Annotated in this window: 14 protein-coding genes and 1 tRNA gene; 10 read left to right on the plus strand and 5 right to left on the minus strand. The window is 49.6% G+C overall.

Annotated features, from left to right (window positions below; all coding sequences use genetic code 11):
• Positions 1 to 57 precede the first annotated feature (57 nt).
• Positions 58 to 714, minus strand: a complete 657-nt coding sequence (locus NWE93_02470) for a GDSL-type esterase/lipase family protein (protein ID MCW3999086.1) — start codon at positions 712 to 714, stop codon at positions 58 to 60.
• A gap of 19 nt (positions 715 to 733) precedes the next feature.
• Positions 734 to 1,429, minus strand: a complete 696-nt coding sequence (locus NWE93_02475; protein ID MCW3999087.1) for a GDSL-type esterase/lipase family protein — start codon at positions 1,427 to 1,429, stop codon at positions 734 to 736.
• Positions 1,430 to 1,587: 158 nt separating this feature from the next.
• Here NWE93_02475 and NWE93_02480 point away from each other — a divergent pair, with 158 nt between their 5' ends.
• From NWE93_02480 to NWE93_02490, 3 genes are all read left to right on the plus strand, one after another.
• The gene (locus NWE93_02480; GenBank protein ID MCW3999088.1) at positions 1,588 to 1,929 is read left to right on the plus strand and encodes a PadR family transcriptional regulator; all 342 of its coding nucleotides are present in this window, start codon (positions 1,588 to 1,590) and stop codon (positions 1,927 to 1,929) included.
• Between the two features lie 258 nt (positions 1,930 to 2,187).
• Positions 2,188 to 3,441, plus strand: a complete 1,254-nt coding sequence (locus tag NWE93_02485; protein ID MCW3999089.1) for an MBL fold metallo-hydrolase — start codon at positions 2,188 to 2,190, stop codon at positions 3,439 to 3,441.
• 260 nt (positions 3,442 to 3,701) lie between these two features.
• Positions 3,702 to 4,385, plus strand: a complete 684-nt coding sequence (locus NWE93_02490; GenBank protein MCW3999090.1) for a hypothetical protein — start codon at positions 3,702 to 3,704, stop codon at positions 4,383 to 4,385.
• Between the two features lie 218 nt (positions 4,386 to 4,603).
• Here NWE93_02490 and NWE93_02495 read toward each other — a convergent pair.
• Positions 4,604 to 4,691 (minus strand) — tRNA-Leu (locus tag NWE93_02495).
• Positions 4,692 to 5,422: 731 nt separating this feature from the next.
• Here NWE93_02495 and NWE93_02500 point away from each other — a divergent pair.
• The 7 genes from NWE93_02500 (at position 5,423) to NWE93_02530 (ending at position 12,045) form a co-directional block, all read left to right on the plus strand.
• Positions 5,423 to 5,953 carry a hypothetical protein gene (locus NWE93_02500; protein ID MCW3999091.1) on the plus strand — a complete coding sequence of 177 codons (531 nt, stop codon included), beginning with the start codon at positions 5,423 to 5,425 and terminating at the stop codon, positions 5,951 to 5,953.
• Positions 5,954 to 6,278: 325 nt separating this feature from the next.
• Entirely contained in the window at positions 6,279 to 6,857 is a 579-nt protein-coding gene (locus NWE93_02505; protein ID MCW3999092.1) for a hypothetical protein, read from the plus strand.
• A 99-nt stretch (positions 6,858 to 6,956) separates the two neighbouring features.
• Positions 6,957 to 8,324 (plus strand): Nre family DNA repair protein, encoded by a 1,368-nt coding sequence (locus NWE93_02510; protein ID MCW3999093.1) that lies wholly within the window; start codon positions 6,957 to 6,959, stop codon positions 8,322 to 8,324.
• Positions 8,325 to 8,435: 111 nt separating this feature from the next.
• On the plus strand, positions 8,436 to 10,046 hold the full coding sequence (locus NWE93_02515) for a hypothetical protein (GenBank protein MCW3999094.1): 1,611 nt from the start codon (positions 8,436 to 8,438) through the stop codon (positions 10,044 to 10,046).
• An 81-nt stretch (positions 10,047 to 10,127) separates the two neighbouring features.
• Positions 10,128 to 10,832 (plus strand): metal ABC transporter ATP-binding protein, encoded by a 705-nt coding sequence (locus NWE93_02520; GenBank protein ID MCW3999095.1) that lies wholly within the window; start codon positions 10,128 to 10,130, stop codon positions 10,830 to 10,832.
• Positions 10,825 to 11,616, plus strand: a complete 792-nt coding sequence (locus NWE93_02525) for a metal ABC transporter permease (GenBank protein MCW3999096.1) — start codon at positions 10,825 to 10,827, stop codon at positions 11,614 to 11,616. Before NWE93_02520 ends, NWE93_02525 begins: the two co-directional genes overlap by 8 nt.
• Before the next feature lie 12 nt (positions 11,617 to 11,628).
• The gene (locus tag NWE93_02530; protein ID MCW3999097.1) at positions 11,629 to 12,045 is read left to right on the plus strand and encodes an NUDIX hydrolase; all 417 of its coding nucleotides are present in this window, start codon (positions 11,629 to 11,631) and stop codon (positions 12,043 to 12,045) included.
• A gap of 6 nt (positions 12,046 to 12,051) precedes the next feature.
• Here the strand turns inward: NWE93_02530 and NWE93_02535 are convergent, their stop codons facing one another.
• Both NWE93_02535 and NWE93_02540 read right to left on the minus strand, forming a co-directional pair.
• Complete coding sequence (locus NWE93_02535) at positions 12,052 to 12,993, minus strand: SPFH/Band 7/PHB domain protein (GenBank protein ID MCW3999098.1); 942 nt, start codon at positions 12,991 to 12,993, stop codon at positions 12,052 to 12,054.
• Between the two features lie 185 nt (positions 12,994 to 13,178).
• Positions 13,179 to 15,902, minus strand: coding sequence for a glucosidase (locus tag NWE93_02540; GenBank protein ID MCW3999099.1), 2,724 nt, complete (start codon positions 15,900 to 15,902; stop codon positions 13,179 to 13,181).
• Positions 15,903 to 15,944: the final 42 nt, after the last annotated feature.

Here is a 15,944-nt window from a genome sequence, read left to right on the forward strand (position 1 = left end):
GAGCCTCTGCTGCCTCCAAGCTACCTCCCCTCCCTATCGCTCAAGGCTGCCCTGACTCTATTCTTTAGTTAGCGCCTCGTAGACTGCGCTGGCGATCAGTCGGCTTCCCTGATCGTTAGGATGGACGCCGTCGAAGGGAAAAGCCTCGGGGTGGCTGAGCAGCGCAGAATACACGTCTATGGTGGGCAAGCCTGTTTTGGCGGCGACTTCACTGATGCCTGGAAGTATATGTTGCTCAAAGAATTCGGTGCTTAAGCCGGTGCCGTTGTTGAAGATCGGCGGGGGCAGCGCAAGCCAAACCTGCGGTTTACTCTCCAGTGACTGGAACTTATCGATGAGGGCCGAATAATCCTCGATGAAGTAGGCATTGTACTTTTGGACGTCGGGGTTAGCGTCGTTGGTGCCCAGCATGATAATGACGATGTCGGGTTTGAATTCGAGGGCTTGCCGGAAAACCTCCTCGTGCATATATGGCGTGGGTGCATCAAGGGAAACCGTGGTTCCATGCCAACCAAAGTTCGCAACATCGTAGCCTCCGCCAAGCATCATGTAGAGGTCATCGGGGTAGAGGGAGCCTTCGGTTAAGCTGTCGCCGACGCATGCCACGCGGATAGGCGCACTTTGGGGTTTACTGATGGCTTGCATGAGCAGGGCTCCTCCGATTATGATGATTACTGCGGCTGCGGCATATAGCAGTTTAGTTTGCCTCTTCATCGCAGATGCACTATCGGGCTTAAGTTAAAAGCGTAATGGCTGCTGCCTGCTGTTTAAGGTTTGGCTCCACCGCGGCATAGATGGTTTCCGCAATCACTACTGCGCCGGCTACCTTGGGGTGGATGCCATCGATGAAGTAGTCTTCATGCCCCAGAAGCGGCGTATGCACATCAATCACTGGCAAATCCATCTGCCCCGCTAGCTGCCGGATGCTGGGAATGATCTTCTGCGTTAAAATTGCTTCACTGAGGTCTCCTGGGTTATGGTAAATCGGCGGGGGCAAAACAAGCCAAACCTGCGGTTTACTGTCCAGCCCCTGGAAAGCCTCTATGAGGGCGGTGTAGTCAGCGATGAATGCGTCGGCGGTTTCGTTAAGTTCGGGGTTGGCATCGTTAGTGCCCAGCATGATGATGACAACGTCGGGGTTAAAAGTTAGGGCAACTTGGAAGGCGGTTTCGTTGATGTATCCGCTGCCTGAATGCGAATCCACCGTTGCTCCCCCGATGCCGAAGTCGCCTACTACGTAGCCGCTGCCCAGTTTGCTCCAGAGGTCAATGGTGTACTCGTTGCCCCTGGTGATACTGTCGCCGATGCATGCCACGCGGATGGGTTGAGCTAGGGCATTTTGCTGGGCGGTAAGCATGTAGGCTTCCGTGGCTGCCACGACAACTATCGCTATCAGGGCAAGTGATAGCAGCTTTACTTTGCGGTTCATAGGTTTGATTTACTCATGCTGCGGATTTAAGGCTTAGCAGATATGAAGGGGCGCCTCGGGGCGCAACTGTTTTGTTGTTGGACAAGTCTATGATGTATCAGGAAATGTAGTATGGGGTTTATAAAGAGGAAGCGAAAAACCCCCTGAGGAATCTTATTTTGACGGATAAAGACGTTTTTGATGCGGAATCAATTAAAGCAGAGTTTACCCGAAGGTTAGTTTCTAATCTTTTAGACATAATTCTTCTGGCACATTTTAAGGAGGAACCCTTCAGCGGCTACGACGCAACCCAGTACCTGCACCGAAGCCTAAACGTGTTGATGAGCCCCGGGACAGTCTACGCTAACCTCTACTCGATGGAGCGGCATGGACTGGTGGAAAGCTTCCGCGGACCTAACAAAACCCTCTTTAAAGCCACAGCTAAAGGCATCTTCACCAAAGACCTGCTCACTTCACCTATGGAAATCGCCGGTTTCTTCTCTAGAATTATGGAACAGTAAAACGGCAGCATAACCAATGTTTGGTGTGAACCGGTTGAACAGTGGCCTGTGGGTGATGGGGCAGGTCTTTTTGTGGTTTTGTTGCGTGGGGCGCTGGATGCATGTATCAACTGTGTTTAATGGGTCAATAAGTTAATATCGGGCAACTTTGATTTTGAGGTGAACGAAACGGGTAAACCTCTGGTTTGCCTGTCTACAAGTTGGAAAATGCCCAATTTTTGGACAAATAACGTTTACAAATTTACGGAAGAGACTAAAGTGAAAATCGAAGTGCTCGGTGGAGCCCGAGAAGTAGGTGGCTCCTGCATCTCAGTTGAAACAGATTCAGCTAAGATAGCATTAGACTACGGAATAAAACTTGACGGCGAAGTAAAAAAGCTGCCTAAGGATTTTGATGCGGTTATCATAAGCCATGCCCATCTGGACCACACAGGCAGTTTGCTCTCGTTAAGCAAAAACAACCCCATAATAATCGGCTCCGACATCAGCCGCGACGTAACCGTTGACCTCCTCCATGACATGGTGAAGATCCAGAATGGAAAAGGCAACTTTGAATACCAAGATGAACACGCGGAACGTGTAGGCGCGTGCTGGTGGAGCCGCGACTCCGCTGCATTGCCCGGCATGAACATTACGCTTCAATCCGCAGGGCACGTGGCGGGCGCAAAAATAACCACGCTTCAGGCGGAGAAGAAAAGGATCGTTTACACAGGCGATTTCTGTCTTCATGACACCGAGATTCTGCAGGGCGCCAAACTCGAGACGCTGCCTAAGAGGCCTGATGTCTTGATTTGCGAGTCCACATATGGGGGTAAAGTGCGTCCGCCCCGAGAACAGCTTGTTGACCAGTTCATGAATCAGGTGCGCCAAACTATGCAGCGCGGCGGCAACGTGTTGATTCCCACGTTTGCGTTTCACCGCAGCCAAGAGATGGCTAAAAGACTCGACACCGCCATCGCCAACGGGCATCTGCCACGCTACAACGTCTACACCATATCTAACCTTGCACACCGCATAAACGGCTACTTCAACAAGAACAAGCCGCTGTTCACCAAGGAAATCAGGCGCCAAAAGCAGCCCTTCAACTACCGATACGTCAAGCACATCTACCGAACCAGCCAAATCGAGGAACCCGCGGTGGTCATCTGCACCTCAGGCTTTGGACATGCAGGGGCAAGCCTTAACCTGCTGGAGCTGTGGGCAAAAGACAAAGACAACTCGGTCATCTTGACTTCGGGGTATCTGCCTCCTGATAGCCCCCTTAAGCTCGCCAAGGAAGAGGGCATCTTCAAAAGTGACGAGGAAGCCTTCGCGGTGGAAGCGGAGATTAAGCAGTTTGAACTCTCCGGGCACGCTGACCAAACCGAACTCAAGCAGCTTATAGGCAAACTTAAGCCCAAGCGGACCCTTCTGGTACACGGCGACCTCGAACAGGCAGAACTGCTCTCAGAGGAAATTTCAGCCATAACCGACGTCTGCATCCCCCAGCAAAACGAAGTCATAGACCTCTAAGCCGCAGACGCAAAACCCCCTTTACTTTTATAAATGGTCTAAGGCGTAGGATTTCGAATATCTAAAACGCTGGATACATCATTCAGCAAATCTCGCTTTCAATTTTTTTCAAGATAAACTATGGAAAGTATGAGATCGGAAGAAGCATAAGTGTCTATTAGCAGTGTTACCCACTTAGGGAAGCTTGTTGTCATGCATGATTTTAAAATATATGGTCGAATAATAAGAAAAGCAATGTAGTCAAATGAGTGAGGGATTACATGACAAACTACCAAATACTGCCGCGTTTTAGAGAGATATTTGCAAGAATTTACTGGAAAACTAGATGTCTAAAAAGATTACGTCTGGCTTTCATCATAATCACTATCTCAGCAATAGCTGCTTTCTGTGGGCTTGTGATACTTGAAACAATTTTTGCACCAAGAGTAATTGGCGATTCTGGGGACATACGGTTAAGCGTTCCCATAAATGTTTCATCATCTGGATATTTTGAGTACAATGAAACTGTTGATCCAGGCTATTTTTGGAGTTCAGCTAATGCCTATGTGTACATGTGTTCGCCATATGCAGGCATTTTCAATTTTACGTTGGAATATTCCGTGGATAATAGTTCCTCATGGATTGAAGTTCCAATTGCAAAAGGTCAAGCCATTCCACAAGACCTTAATCAATATACAACCGTGGGCAGCTTTTCAATAGATAAACCAACCACCCTACGGCTTTATGGAAGATACGAATTACCCTCACAAAATGTACCCCTCCCAGCAGGCGTGACTGCAAATCAAATATTAAGAAGCCTTCATGGACAAATAGTATTTGCGGCACCACGTAATGCTATGTTAGAGATTTTGGTATTCATAACACTTTTCTCGCTTTCATTGTCGATTATTAGGTTTTTAAAAGATGAATGGTGTAAGGAGACAAACAAGACAGGCCTTCAGTAGAAATGTACCTAATTAGGTTAATGATCTCATGTTAATGGTCCTTGTTATCGTTTCACCTGGACTAGTTTTTATCTCAGATTAAGCAACAACTCTTTGCTCTGCTTCGGTATTCCCGAACCTTCTCGATGATTTGTCCTCGTCAGCTAATTCAACTGGTAATTTACCGTTGACATAACGATCTCTCAAGGGTTAATATCTTAATTTATAGAATTTTTTGATGGTGCAGGGGGTGGGATTCGAACCCACGAACCCCTACAGGATAGGCTCCTGAAGCCTACGCCTTTGACCTGGCTCGGCGACCCCTGCACACTGTAGGCACTATCCCATCTGCATTTACTAATAAATACTTGCCGACCAAAAATGGTGCACTCAATCCTTTCTGTCTATTTTTTCGGCTGCCGCTTATTTGTTTTGGCTACCTGTACCTAAATCTTTGTGCATGTTGCTCGCGGGGTAAGCTTTCGTTGCTGGTTTGTTGGGGCTTGGAAAAAAGAAATTGTATCAAATGGTGCATAAATGTTATTATTTACACCAGTTTTGTCGCAAAACTTATAGCCTGCCATATACAATTAGCTTGTGTAGGTCAGGGAGCAAGCTTTAAACGCATGCACAGCCCACAGGAAACGCGTCACCAACCCGATGGCGCGTCAAAACTCTACCTCTGTAGGGTTGTCATGCATGTCGAAGCATCTGCCCATGAGCGGTAGGTTCATGCAGCGTCTTGAATCTGCTGCGTCAAAGACATGGGTTAGGTGGGCTGCCTTCCACATTAAGGCTCAGACCTGACCTACATCCTTCCCCACTTTTTGGCACCCGCTTTTGATCGACCGCACTCTCTGTTTGCGGAAGCGTCTGTGCCAGGTTCTAAAAAACGCATTTTTAACATGCTATCGCTATCTTTAATAGTTAATTTAAACAATAATTAGTTAGGGCAAAAATGAGTTAATCACTAAATATTGAAGTACTCTATTCCTGGAGGATAGAAAATAGTGAGACCATTAAAGCTCCCAGAAATAATCGGAATTGTCGGCTTATGTTTGGCTATAATAGTACCATACTCGATTTATTGGCAATCAACATCAAAGCCCCAAGTCACCTATAACTCGACAACTACACAGACTTTCACCCCCACTCCAAAGCCTGTGCAAATAATCCAAAACTTAACAACTCTTGAAATCGCCGCCCCCCAAAGCGAGACTTCGGTACCCCAGTATTGCACCGTCGAGGGCTCCGCTGACGGCCAATTACCACCCGACATGTACCTATACGTTGTCGTGCAGTACGCTAACGAATGGTGGCCGCAGGCAAGCAATCTGAGCGTTCGTTACTCTTCGGTTTCTCAGCGCTATGAGTTCTCCGCGCCTGTCCAGTTCGGTCTCCAAGCAGACTACGGCAAATCATTCACCGCGCATTCGGTGCTTGTAGATTCGGGTGTTCATCAGAGTTTTCAAAGCTGGTTCCAAAGCTACCGAAACATTGCCGACCGCCCAGGTATCCCATACACTGACATTGCCCAGTCCGGTCAAGCCTCAATTTACGACTCTGTCACTGTAATCCGGCAACCCTAAGTTAACTGGCATTTCAATTAACGCAAACGAACCCGCTTCCCAAATCTAACACAAAAACGCCGCAACCGCCAGAGATTCCAGCGGTCACAGCAGCCAAAAGCAGCGTTCCCAGGCGACGGGAATCTTCATCCCCCTTCTTTTTTGACTAAAACAGAGCCGACTGTATGCTGAACCGTTTTGCCTATATATAAGGGGGATAGAGGTTGGTGGAGCAACCGTGTCTTGCGCTATGTCTCTGGTAGCGAAACAATTTTTTGATTAGACGCCTTATCGTTTATTATTCGGTGTGCATCATGTTTTTCCAGCGGCTTTTAAGGGCATAAACGTGAAGTACCAAGAACTCAGAGGCGTTGCCAGACAAATCGACCATTTAATAGACCACAATCTGCCCCCCAAAACCGCAGGCTTCATCAGCCAAAGCACCCTTGAATCGCTGGTAACCCAAAGTTTCCCCGACTTCTACGTCATCGCCCACGGATGGCACAAAACAGTCTTCGGCACCCGAAGCCAAGACCACAGGGTAGTCCTCAAGGTGGGTCCCCAAAAAAGCATCGAAAACGACCACCGCGCCTACAGGCAAGTCCCTCATAGCCTGCGCCACCATCTTTTCGCCCGCATATTTTGGCACACCAAATACTGTCTGCTTCAAGAGTACGGTGCACCAGCCGACATTACGTCCCAGCAGCTTAAAGAGTTAAGAGACATCGTTAACCGCTATGGGATATTTGACGTGAAAGCCGATAACCTGCGGGTTATAGGCGGCGAAGTCAAAATCATCGATGCCAACGTCACACGCCTACGCCTGTCCAGGCTGCTTAGGGTTGCCGATGAGGTTAAAGCCAGGTTTCCGCAAAAACTGCAGCTATGGATCAAAAAGGCAACTAGGCAGCTCCATGACAGGTAAGCTTCAGCAAGGTCTCACGAGCTAAGATGATGCAAAAAAGGCATCTGCCAAATAGCCATTCAGGCACCCGTTTTTTATTTAAACATGTACAGAAAAGTTATGAAGCAAATATACCCCTCTACTTTAGAGATGACGCAAACCCAGACTCCGCCCTCTACGGGACAGAACAAAAGCAACTGGCTAGAGGACATCATAAGAAAAGTCAACAGCAGCGCCCTCGAGCAGCAAGTAGTCACCCGCACCAGCAACAGCCTCTGCGTTCTATGCAAGGGCTCAAGGTTTCTCTGCGGCAAAACCCGCTGCCCCATCATGGTTAAAGTCAACAGTTTCCTCAAAAGCGCCCCGTTGATGGAGAGCCAAGACATCGACGGCGCCTCCCCGCCCAGCGTCTTCATCGGCAGAATCGGCTACCCCAATGTCTACATTGGACCCCTGGTGCCGCCGGTGCATGAAAACACAGGCATCTATGACGCACCCGAGCAGTGGTTTGGCAAACCCATGGATGAAATTGTGGGGTTCCGCAGCCTGCTTATCCGCGGCAAACACCTTGTCAACGTAACAAAAATCAGCGCGGCAGGCAAAATCCTCGACCGCACCCGCGACTTGGCACTTGCCGACAGCAGCGTAGACACCGAACTTAACCTCACCAAGAAACCACGGGGCTCCATAACCCTTAGCGATGACGTGCAGCCCTTTGGTCCCTCAGCGCCCATCCGCGACCTTCACGTGGGCAACGCACCCTACAACCAGAAAATCGAGAAAGCCTACTATGACACCGACCTGAAAGCCACCGGCGCCGTGGTTGACCTCTACAACAGAGGAGTCACCGTAACCCAGATTCAGAAGGCATTCAGCGTCGGCGCATTCGGAGTGGAAAAAAACCGGCGCCTAGTTCCCACCCGCTGGAGCATAACTGCAGTCGACGACATCATCGGCAAAAAACTCCTCGAGAAAGTGAAGACCTTTCCCGAAATCAACGAGTACCGCATCTACGAATCCATCTACCTCGACAACGTCTTTGAGATCCTGATGATTCCCGCGCGGTGGAGCTACGAATCCATGGAGGCATGGTACCCCGGCACCGTCTGGAACCCCGCAGGTTCAAGCGTTGCCATCTACAGCGACTGGGAAGGCAACAGTGGACGCAGCACGTACGCCTCAATCGGAGGATGCTACTACAGTGCACGTCTGGCAATCTGTGAATTACTGCAGAAGGAGCGTCGCCAAGCCACCGCCATCGTGCTGCGGGAAGCCCGCCCAGGCTACATTATGCCCATAGGGGTTTGGCAGGTACGCGAGAACGTGCGCAACGCCATGCGCCAGAAACCCTACGTTTTTAGGAGTCTTGCGGAGTCGCTGCAGTTTCTGGGAGGAAAATTCGAGATTCCCATTTCAAGATGGATTCTGCAGAGTGAACTGCTTAAGAGGGCGCTGTTCCAGAGACGGATAAGCGATTTTTTCGCATAAAAAGCTAAACTTAGACATCCGGCATGGTTGGGGATAACGGGAAGGTTCAGCCTAGCGGGGTACTTGGATAATTCTTAAAAAGCATGCACTTTATACCTAGCTTGACGTTGAATGTTAACTCTGCCCGTTAAGCGCTTGATGCTGCCGTTTGCGTCGCGAAAAAACGGAAACCCCCAGCTGGAAGCAGCCACCGTTTTTTCCCTCGCGATGCTTCAGAGGAGCCGGGGCAAAGGATTATTTTCCCGGCAACCCCAAGAGAAACTTTCCTTCGTCACCAGCACCGCCTATCCGCTATGGCTGTTCCCAAGAAACAACTCGGGGTTGATTTTCGATGGGTTAAAACGCGTCAGCCACAGCGTTGCATACGAGGAGGCGCCCTCCGCGTTAGCGTTCATGGATAATCTGATGAAGAATCAGCGTCCCCGAGAAACCTTTGAGGCTTTCCTCTCAGATAACAACAGCTACTTCCAGCAGCCCCCTAGAGAGAAACGATTCATTTTTCAAGGCTTAATCGCCGACCCCTTCTTCAAGGTCGAATTCAACCTCTACCGCAAAGAAGCCACCGACCTTGCCGCCCCCATGACGGTGCTTACGCCCCTGCTTGTGGAAAAACACATAACCTCAACCCTAAGTGAACTCGACAAGCTGCAGGCGCTGTTCAGAGAGGACGCGGAGAAGCTGCCTGAATGCTCACGGTTCATAGCTAAAACAACCGGCCAGTACATGACTGAAATAGACTACGAAGCCGCAGCCGCTAAAGATGAAGCGGACGCAAAAATCAAGGCGCTGGAAGAATTTATCAATCCACAGGTAGCTAAACTCAGCAAGGAGTATCACCGTAAAATCAAGGACCTAACTGAGGGCTTTGATAGGGAAATTGAGAGGCTGCAGAAGCTTAAGACAAAAACCGAGAAAAGCATAGCGTCCTCGGAGGCGAAGATTCGTCAGTACGAGCGGGAGGCGAAGGCAAGCGGCAAGAAGGGACATGAATATTATGAGAGGCACTGGAAGGACAAAACCAAGGTAACCGAGAAGGAATTATCCGCCATCAAAAAGGAATACAAGAATTTTGAGAACGAAATCAAAGGTTTATCTAAACAAAAAGGCAAAGATGCCTCCGAACTTAATTTCGAGATGGATTCTAAAATCAGGCTGATGCGTCAACCCATCTTGGATCTTGAGCAAGCCCGGGACACAAAAATCCTGGCATGTAAACAGGAAAGCAGCCGATTGCTATCAATAGAGAGACCCCTGCTGGAGGGCATCAACCGAAGCATCAGGCTGCGGGAGAAGGCTAACGCGGTATTCGAGGACTTAGGCATCCATGACCCCCAATCCAAGAGCCCAACCCTCTTCTATGTGCCTTTCTATTTGGTCTGCTACGAAATGGATTCAGCAAGACGCTACGTTTGTATCTCACCCTCCACGTTCAGCGAAGCCAATCTATCATCAAAACTTAAGGCTGCATTGGGGAGATCTAAAATCAAAGATATCCTAACTCCACGCTACCCCGCAATCGCAACCCTCATCAGCAAAGTAGAAAAGCTGCCATACCAAGACAGCCTCTTTGAAGGAACGCTCTGGAGCCTGGGCGAAAAAAATAATCTGCTAAAAAACAAAGAGTTCCAAAGCGAAGCCTCGGAGGGCTTGCGGATTCTCCGAGGGGATAACTGGCTAACGGAGCAGGAAGCCTCGGAATTAAGAAGTCAGCTGTCCAGTTAAGCTCTGCCTCAAAAAACTTATTTGTAGCCACCCGTGAAGTACTATGTGTGTCTGCCATGGTTTGGCAGATGAAGTGGTTCTATGACAACTTTTGACGAGTACATTTTGAGGGTTTCTGATGTCGGCGTGAAGATGCAGAACCAAATCCTGCTAGAGCACATAAGCTTCAAAGTCAAAAAGGGAACCACCATGGCCATTTTGGGTCCAAACGGCGCCGGCAAAACACTGCTTTTCCGAACGCTTCTGGGGCTGATCCCGCATACTGGCTCGGTTGATTGGACGGAGAAAACCAAAATCGGCTACGTTCCCCAATACGTAACCGTAGCGGATGTTCCTATTTCTGTGAGGGAATTCCTCTCGATCGGTGAGGGCATACCTGTCGAGGATGCTTTGGCGCTTGTTAAATTGAAGGATAAAAACGTCGCAGATAAAAGGATAGGAGTGCTTTCAGGGGGACAACTGCGTCGGGTTCTGATTGCCGCGGCGCTGCGGGAAAACCCCAACGTGCTCTTTCTGGATGAACCCACCACCGGCGTTGACATGGACAGCGAAGAACCCATCTACCTAATGCTAAACGACATCAAAAAAACAAACAAAATAACCATCCTGCTGATCACCCATGACATCCACATCATCCAAGAATACGCCGACGACCTCTTAGCCATAAACAAATGCGTCACCTTCTTCGGAGCCGCCGTCGAAATCGGTAAACCCGAAACCCAGCGGGTAATCTATGGAGAACCTGTCTGCGTCGAAAGCATTAAGGGGAGAACGGTAAATGGTTGAAGTCTACAGTTTGGCGCTGTCAATCTTTGTAGGCGTCGCCGCAGGCTATCTGGGGTCACTTATGGTTTTGGAGAGGATGGCACTGGTAGGCGATGCACTCTCACATGTGGCGCTGCCCGGCTTGGCCATCGGGGTTACACTGAATTTTGACCCCGTTTTAGGCGCTTTTGTGTTCTTGTTTGCCTCTGCAGTCATCATTTGGCATGTTCAGAGGGTAACAAAAATCTCCTACGAAGCCCTCGTCGGCGCCATGTTCACGTTGGCGCTGGCGATTGGCATACTGCTCTTCGGAAATAACCTGGAGGCGCTGGAGGAGGCTTTCTTTGGCGACATCTCGCAGGTAACCGCCTTCAGTGCCTTAGCATCGATTGGCATCTGCGTCTTAGCGGTGCTTGCCACCAAAGTCATCTACAACAAACTGGTTTTAGCTATGATTTCGGAGGACCTAGCCATCGCGAAAGGCATCAAGGTGGCGCAGATAAATTTGCTTTATCTCTTCTTGGTTTCAGTGGTGGTTGCCATAAGTATCCTAATCGTCGGCACCCTGCTGGTGGGGTTCCTCGTCATCGTCCCCGCGATAGCAGCCAAAAACCTCAGCAACCACATGCGACGCTACTCCATGCTCAGCGCGTTGTTCGGCGCGGTTTCGGGGTTCACTGGAGTTCTGACGTGGGACCTTTTCAATTTCGGCTTGCCTTTTCCCAGCCCCGTGGTGGTTTTTGTGGGCATAATCATCTTTGCGGTGACCGTAATCATTAATTGGAGACGCAAGATAACATCTTAGAGCTGACTTGAAATGAAGAAGTACACGGGCAAAACCTCAACCGCCATAATCCCCTACCCCAGCGGCCAGATACTGCTGATTAAACGCAACACCCGCCCGTTTCTGGGCTACTGGGCGCTGCCCGGCGGCAGAATGGACCCCGGCGAAACCATAGAGCAAACCATAGTTCGAGAAGTCAAGGAGGAAACTGGGCTTGATGTAGCCGTTGAAAGCGTCCTGGGAGAATACGTTGAATGGGGCATAAAAGATGACATCGAATACGAATATTACCCCACATGCTTTGTCGTTAAAGTTTTAGGCGGCGACTTGAAAAAGCAGGATAGCGAAATCCAGCAGATCCAGCTCTTCAGCCTAAACGCGCTGCCGCATCCGCTGGCTTTTGAGCATGACCAGATGATAAAGGATTACCTAAAAAAAATAAAAGGGTAAGGTAGATTACTTGCTGGTTTTGGCTTGAGGCTGCGGAATCGGAATCACCGAACCCTTAGCGAGGTTCTCCTGCTCGTTTAGTATCAGCGAGATTGCCTTGCCCTCGGGCACGATGATTTTGGTGTTATTCATCAGCGAGTACATGACGGTTTCAAGCTGCTTGTGAGTTACAGCGGAATCCTTAAAGTAAGTCGTTAAAGCCTCGTTTCGCAGTTTCGTGGCTTCCGCATCACCCTCCGCGATGGCTATCGTGGCGGTTTTTTGGCCTTCCGCCTGCAAAATCGCCGACTGCTTCATACCCTCTGCACGCTGGATAGACGCGTTTTTCTCGCCGCTGGCTAATGTAGCTTGGGCGATGGCGGTTTTCTCTGCTGCCTGCCGTTCGTTGTCAGCTTTAAGCACCGACTCCATGGAACTCATTAAGCCGCGGGGGGGTTCGAGGTCTTTGATTTCGGCGCGGACGATTTCTATGCCCCAGTCTCTGGTTTGCTCGTCTAGGGCTTCTTTTAGTTTAGCGTTGATGGTGGGTCGGCTGGTGTTGGCGACGGTCATGTCCATGCCGCCGATGATGTCTCGTAGCACAGTGCGTGCTAGTGTGTCTATTTGGGATTCGTAGTTGTTGACGAAGTACTGTGAGGCCTTCACTGAGGTTTCGTCGGTTTTGACTTTGTAGAAGACCACGGCGTCTACGCCCATGAAGACTTTGTCGCGGGTGATGACATCTTGCCGCTGGACGGGGGTCATGCGTTCGGTTACGTTGACTCTGATGATTCGGTCAAGGAAGGGTAAAAGCAAGGTTATGCCGCCCTCCACGAAACGGTGGTATTTGCCAAGTCTCTCAACTAAGCCTCGGTCAGTTGGCCGAACAATACGCAGTGACGAAATCACTAACACCACAACTACAATTATTGGAACGAATATCGCTAATATCTCTATTATCTCAACCAATTTGATACACCCTCTCTATATTTTGTTCTTGCTTATTGACAAGCGGCGAGATTTAAAATTTGTTATTACAACAATATGTTATCGTTAGCAGAGTAACCCATACGTGAAGATAAGGGCTCAGCTAAAGAATTAGCCATGAAGCAAGCCTTCGAGAAAAACAGGCAAAGACCTAAACCGAAATCCACTTATTGGTTTGCCAGCCTCTTAAACATCAACTCTTGCCCCTGTTTTTCCCCCCGAAAACCACCCGGCGCTGAACCATACAGCTTGTATAGAACCGCCACGAGCCCCGTCCAGCCTGTCTGGTGGCTTGCGCCTAATCCAGCTCCGTTGTCGCCATGGAAGTACTCGTAGAATAAGATGTTGTCTTTCCAGTTGGGGTCGGTTTGGAACTTTTCTGATCCACCATAAACTGGGCGTTTCCCGTTGCTGTCCCTTAAAAATATGGTTCCCAGGCGCCGGGCAATTTCGCCGCTGACTTGGAGAAGATTCATTTCTTTTCCTGAGCCTGTGGGGCATTCAACCTTGAAGTCGTCGCCATAGTAGGCATACAAGTTTATCAGCGCTCGGATTATAAGCGCGTTTATCGGGAACCAGACGGGTCCACGCCAATTAGAGTTTCCGCCGAAGGCACCAGTGGTTGATTCAGCAGGGGCATACTGTATGCTGAAGGATTGCTCGCCTAAGGTGACGTCGTAGGGGTTATCTGCATAGACGTGGGAGAGGGAACGAATGCCGTGGGGACTGAGGAACTCGTTCTCATCAAGCATCCTTGCCAGTATACGCCGCAGTTGGTCATCGGTTAAGAGGCTAAGCAGAAAAGTGTTGTTTACGCCCCGCAATCCAGGCCGATGTATATGAGCAACCAATTCGGGGTGATTCTGCACAAACCATGTTACACGCTCAAGGAAATGCGGCATTTTCTCGACTGCATCTGCATTGAATACGCTGTTGGCGCAAAGCGAAATTAAACCCACCATCGAACGCACCTTCAACCTGACCTGTCGCCCATCGGTGTGCCGCAGTATGTCATAGTAGAAGCCGTCCTCCTCATCCCACAGGCCAAGCCGCTTCTCCGAGCCGCTGTTCATCGCATGGGCAATCCAGAGAAAGTGCTCGAAGAATTTTATTGCCTGCTCCTCGTAGGCTTGGTTGTCCTGCGCAAGAATCGTAGATAAAGTCAGCATGTTCTGACAGAACATCGCCATCCAAGCGGTTCCATCCGCCTGATCCAGCGTCACCCCCGCAGGAAACTTGGCGCTTCGGTCGAAGAGCCCAATGTTGTCTAGACCCAGAAAACCGCCCTGGAAGATGTTGTTGCCGGCGTTGTCTTTGCGGTTCACCCACCAGGTGAAGTTCATCAGCAGCTTCTGGAATGAGTTCTCAAGAAAAACCATGTCGCTCTTGCCATGCAGCGCCTGTTCGAGGTTGTTGTTGAATATTACTGCCCAGGCATGGACGGGCGGGTTGACGTCGTTGAAGTTCCATTCATAAGCGGGGAATTGGCCGTTGGGGTGCAGGTACCGCTCGTTTAACATCAGGTTAAGTTGCTGCTTGGCAAAGTCGGGGTCAACCATGGAGATGGCTATTGTGTGGAACGCCAAATCCCAGGCGGCGTACCAGGGGTACTCCCATTTATCCGGCATCGAGATGACGTCGCTGTTAACCATGTGGAACCAGTTTATGTTACGGATGTCTTTCTGTTCGGTGTAGTAGTCAACCTGGTGCTCGTTTAACCATTTAGATAGGTCATACTCGTAGTACTGTTTGCTCCAAAGCAGCCCTGAAAGCGCCTGCCGCAGCACATTTCGCTCATCATCAGTTAATGCTTTGGGGCTAAGGGAATCATAGAATATGTCTGCTTCTCTTCTGCGCTCCTCAAAGGTTTCGTCGAAGCCTTCATCGAAGAGGTCTTGGTCACCGAGTTTTTCAGGCGCCCTATCAGTTAGCTTCAGCTTCACCGTTCTTGACTGCTTAGCAGGAATCGTTAATTCGTAATTCGCCGATGCCTTGGTTCCAATATGAATGGGGTTCACGGCACTGTAGTCTTTGTTTACCACGAAGTTGTTGATACCGTCCTTTACGTACGGGGTAAGGTTTGTGGTTCCGAACAGACGTTTGTTGTTGTTCTCGTTTTCGGTGAAGAGCAACGGCGCTTGGGCTGCGCAGTACAGATAGCGTTTACCAAGGAATTGATGTTCAGCCTCCACTGCACTCACGTTAGGCATAGGAACTGACTCTATCTCACATATGGTGGGGCGCTCCATGGGGACTTTGCTGCCATACCAGATGTTGCGGAACCACAAGGTCGGCAGTATATTTAATGTTGCATCCTCGTTTCCCCTGTTAAAAGCGGTTATCTGTATCAGGATTTCTTCGGGGGACTCTTTAGCGTACTCGACGTAGACGTCGAAGTACTTGTCTTGGTTGAATATACCTGTATCTAACAATTCGTACTCGAGGTCAAAGCGGCTTCGCGAGCGGTTCGTGTTAACTAAGTCCAGGTAGGGATAGGCGTTTTGGGGGTACTTGTAGAGGTACTTCATGTAGGAATGCGTGGGGGTGCTGTCAAGGTAGAAGTAGTACTCTTTCACGTCCTCGCCGTGGTTACCTTCGCTGTTGGTTAAACCAAACAGCCGCTCCTTAAGAATCGGGTCCTTTCCATTCCAGAGGGCAACCGAGAAACACAGGTACTGTTTATCATCAGATATCCCCGCTATGCCGTCTTCGCCCCAATGGTAAGCTCTGGAGCGGGATTGATCATGAGAGAAATAGTCCCATGCGGACCCATCGTTGCTGTAGTCTTCCCTAACGGTTCCCCATTGCCGCTCGCTCAGGTATGGACCCCACTTACGCCAGGGGACATGCTCTTCGCGGGCTTGAATTAACCTATCTCTTTCAGTTGACAAACTCTTACCTCAAAACTAAAAATAGCACGCTGAAAAACAGTA

It is taken from the genome of Candidatus Bathyarchaeota archaeon (assembly GCA_026014735.1).
Classification (GTDB): Archaea; Thermoproteota; Bathyarchaeia; order Bathyarchaeales; family Bathycorpusculaceae; genus Bathycorpusculum.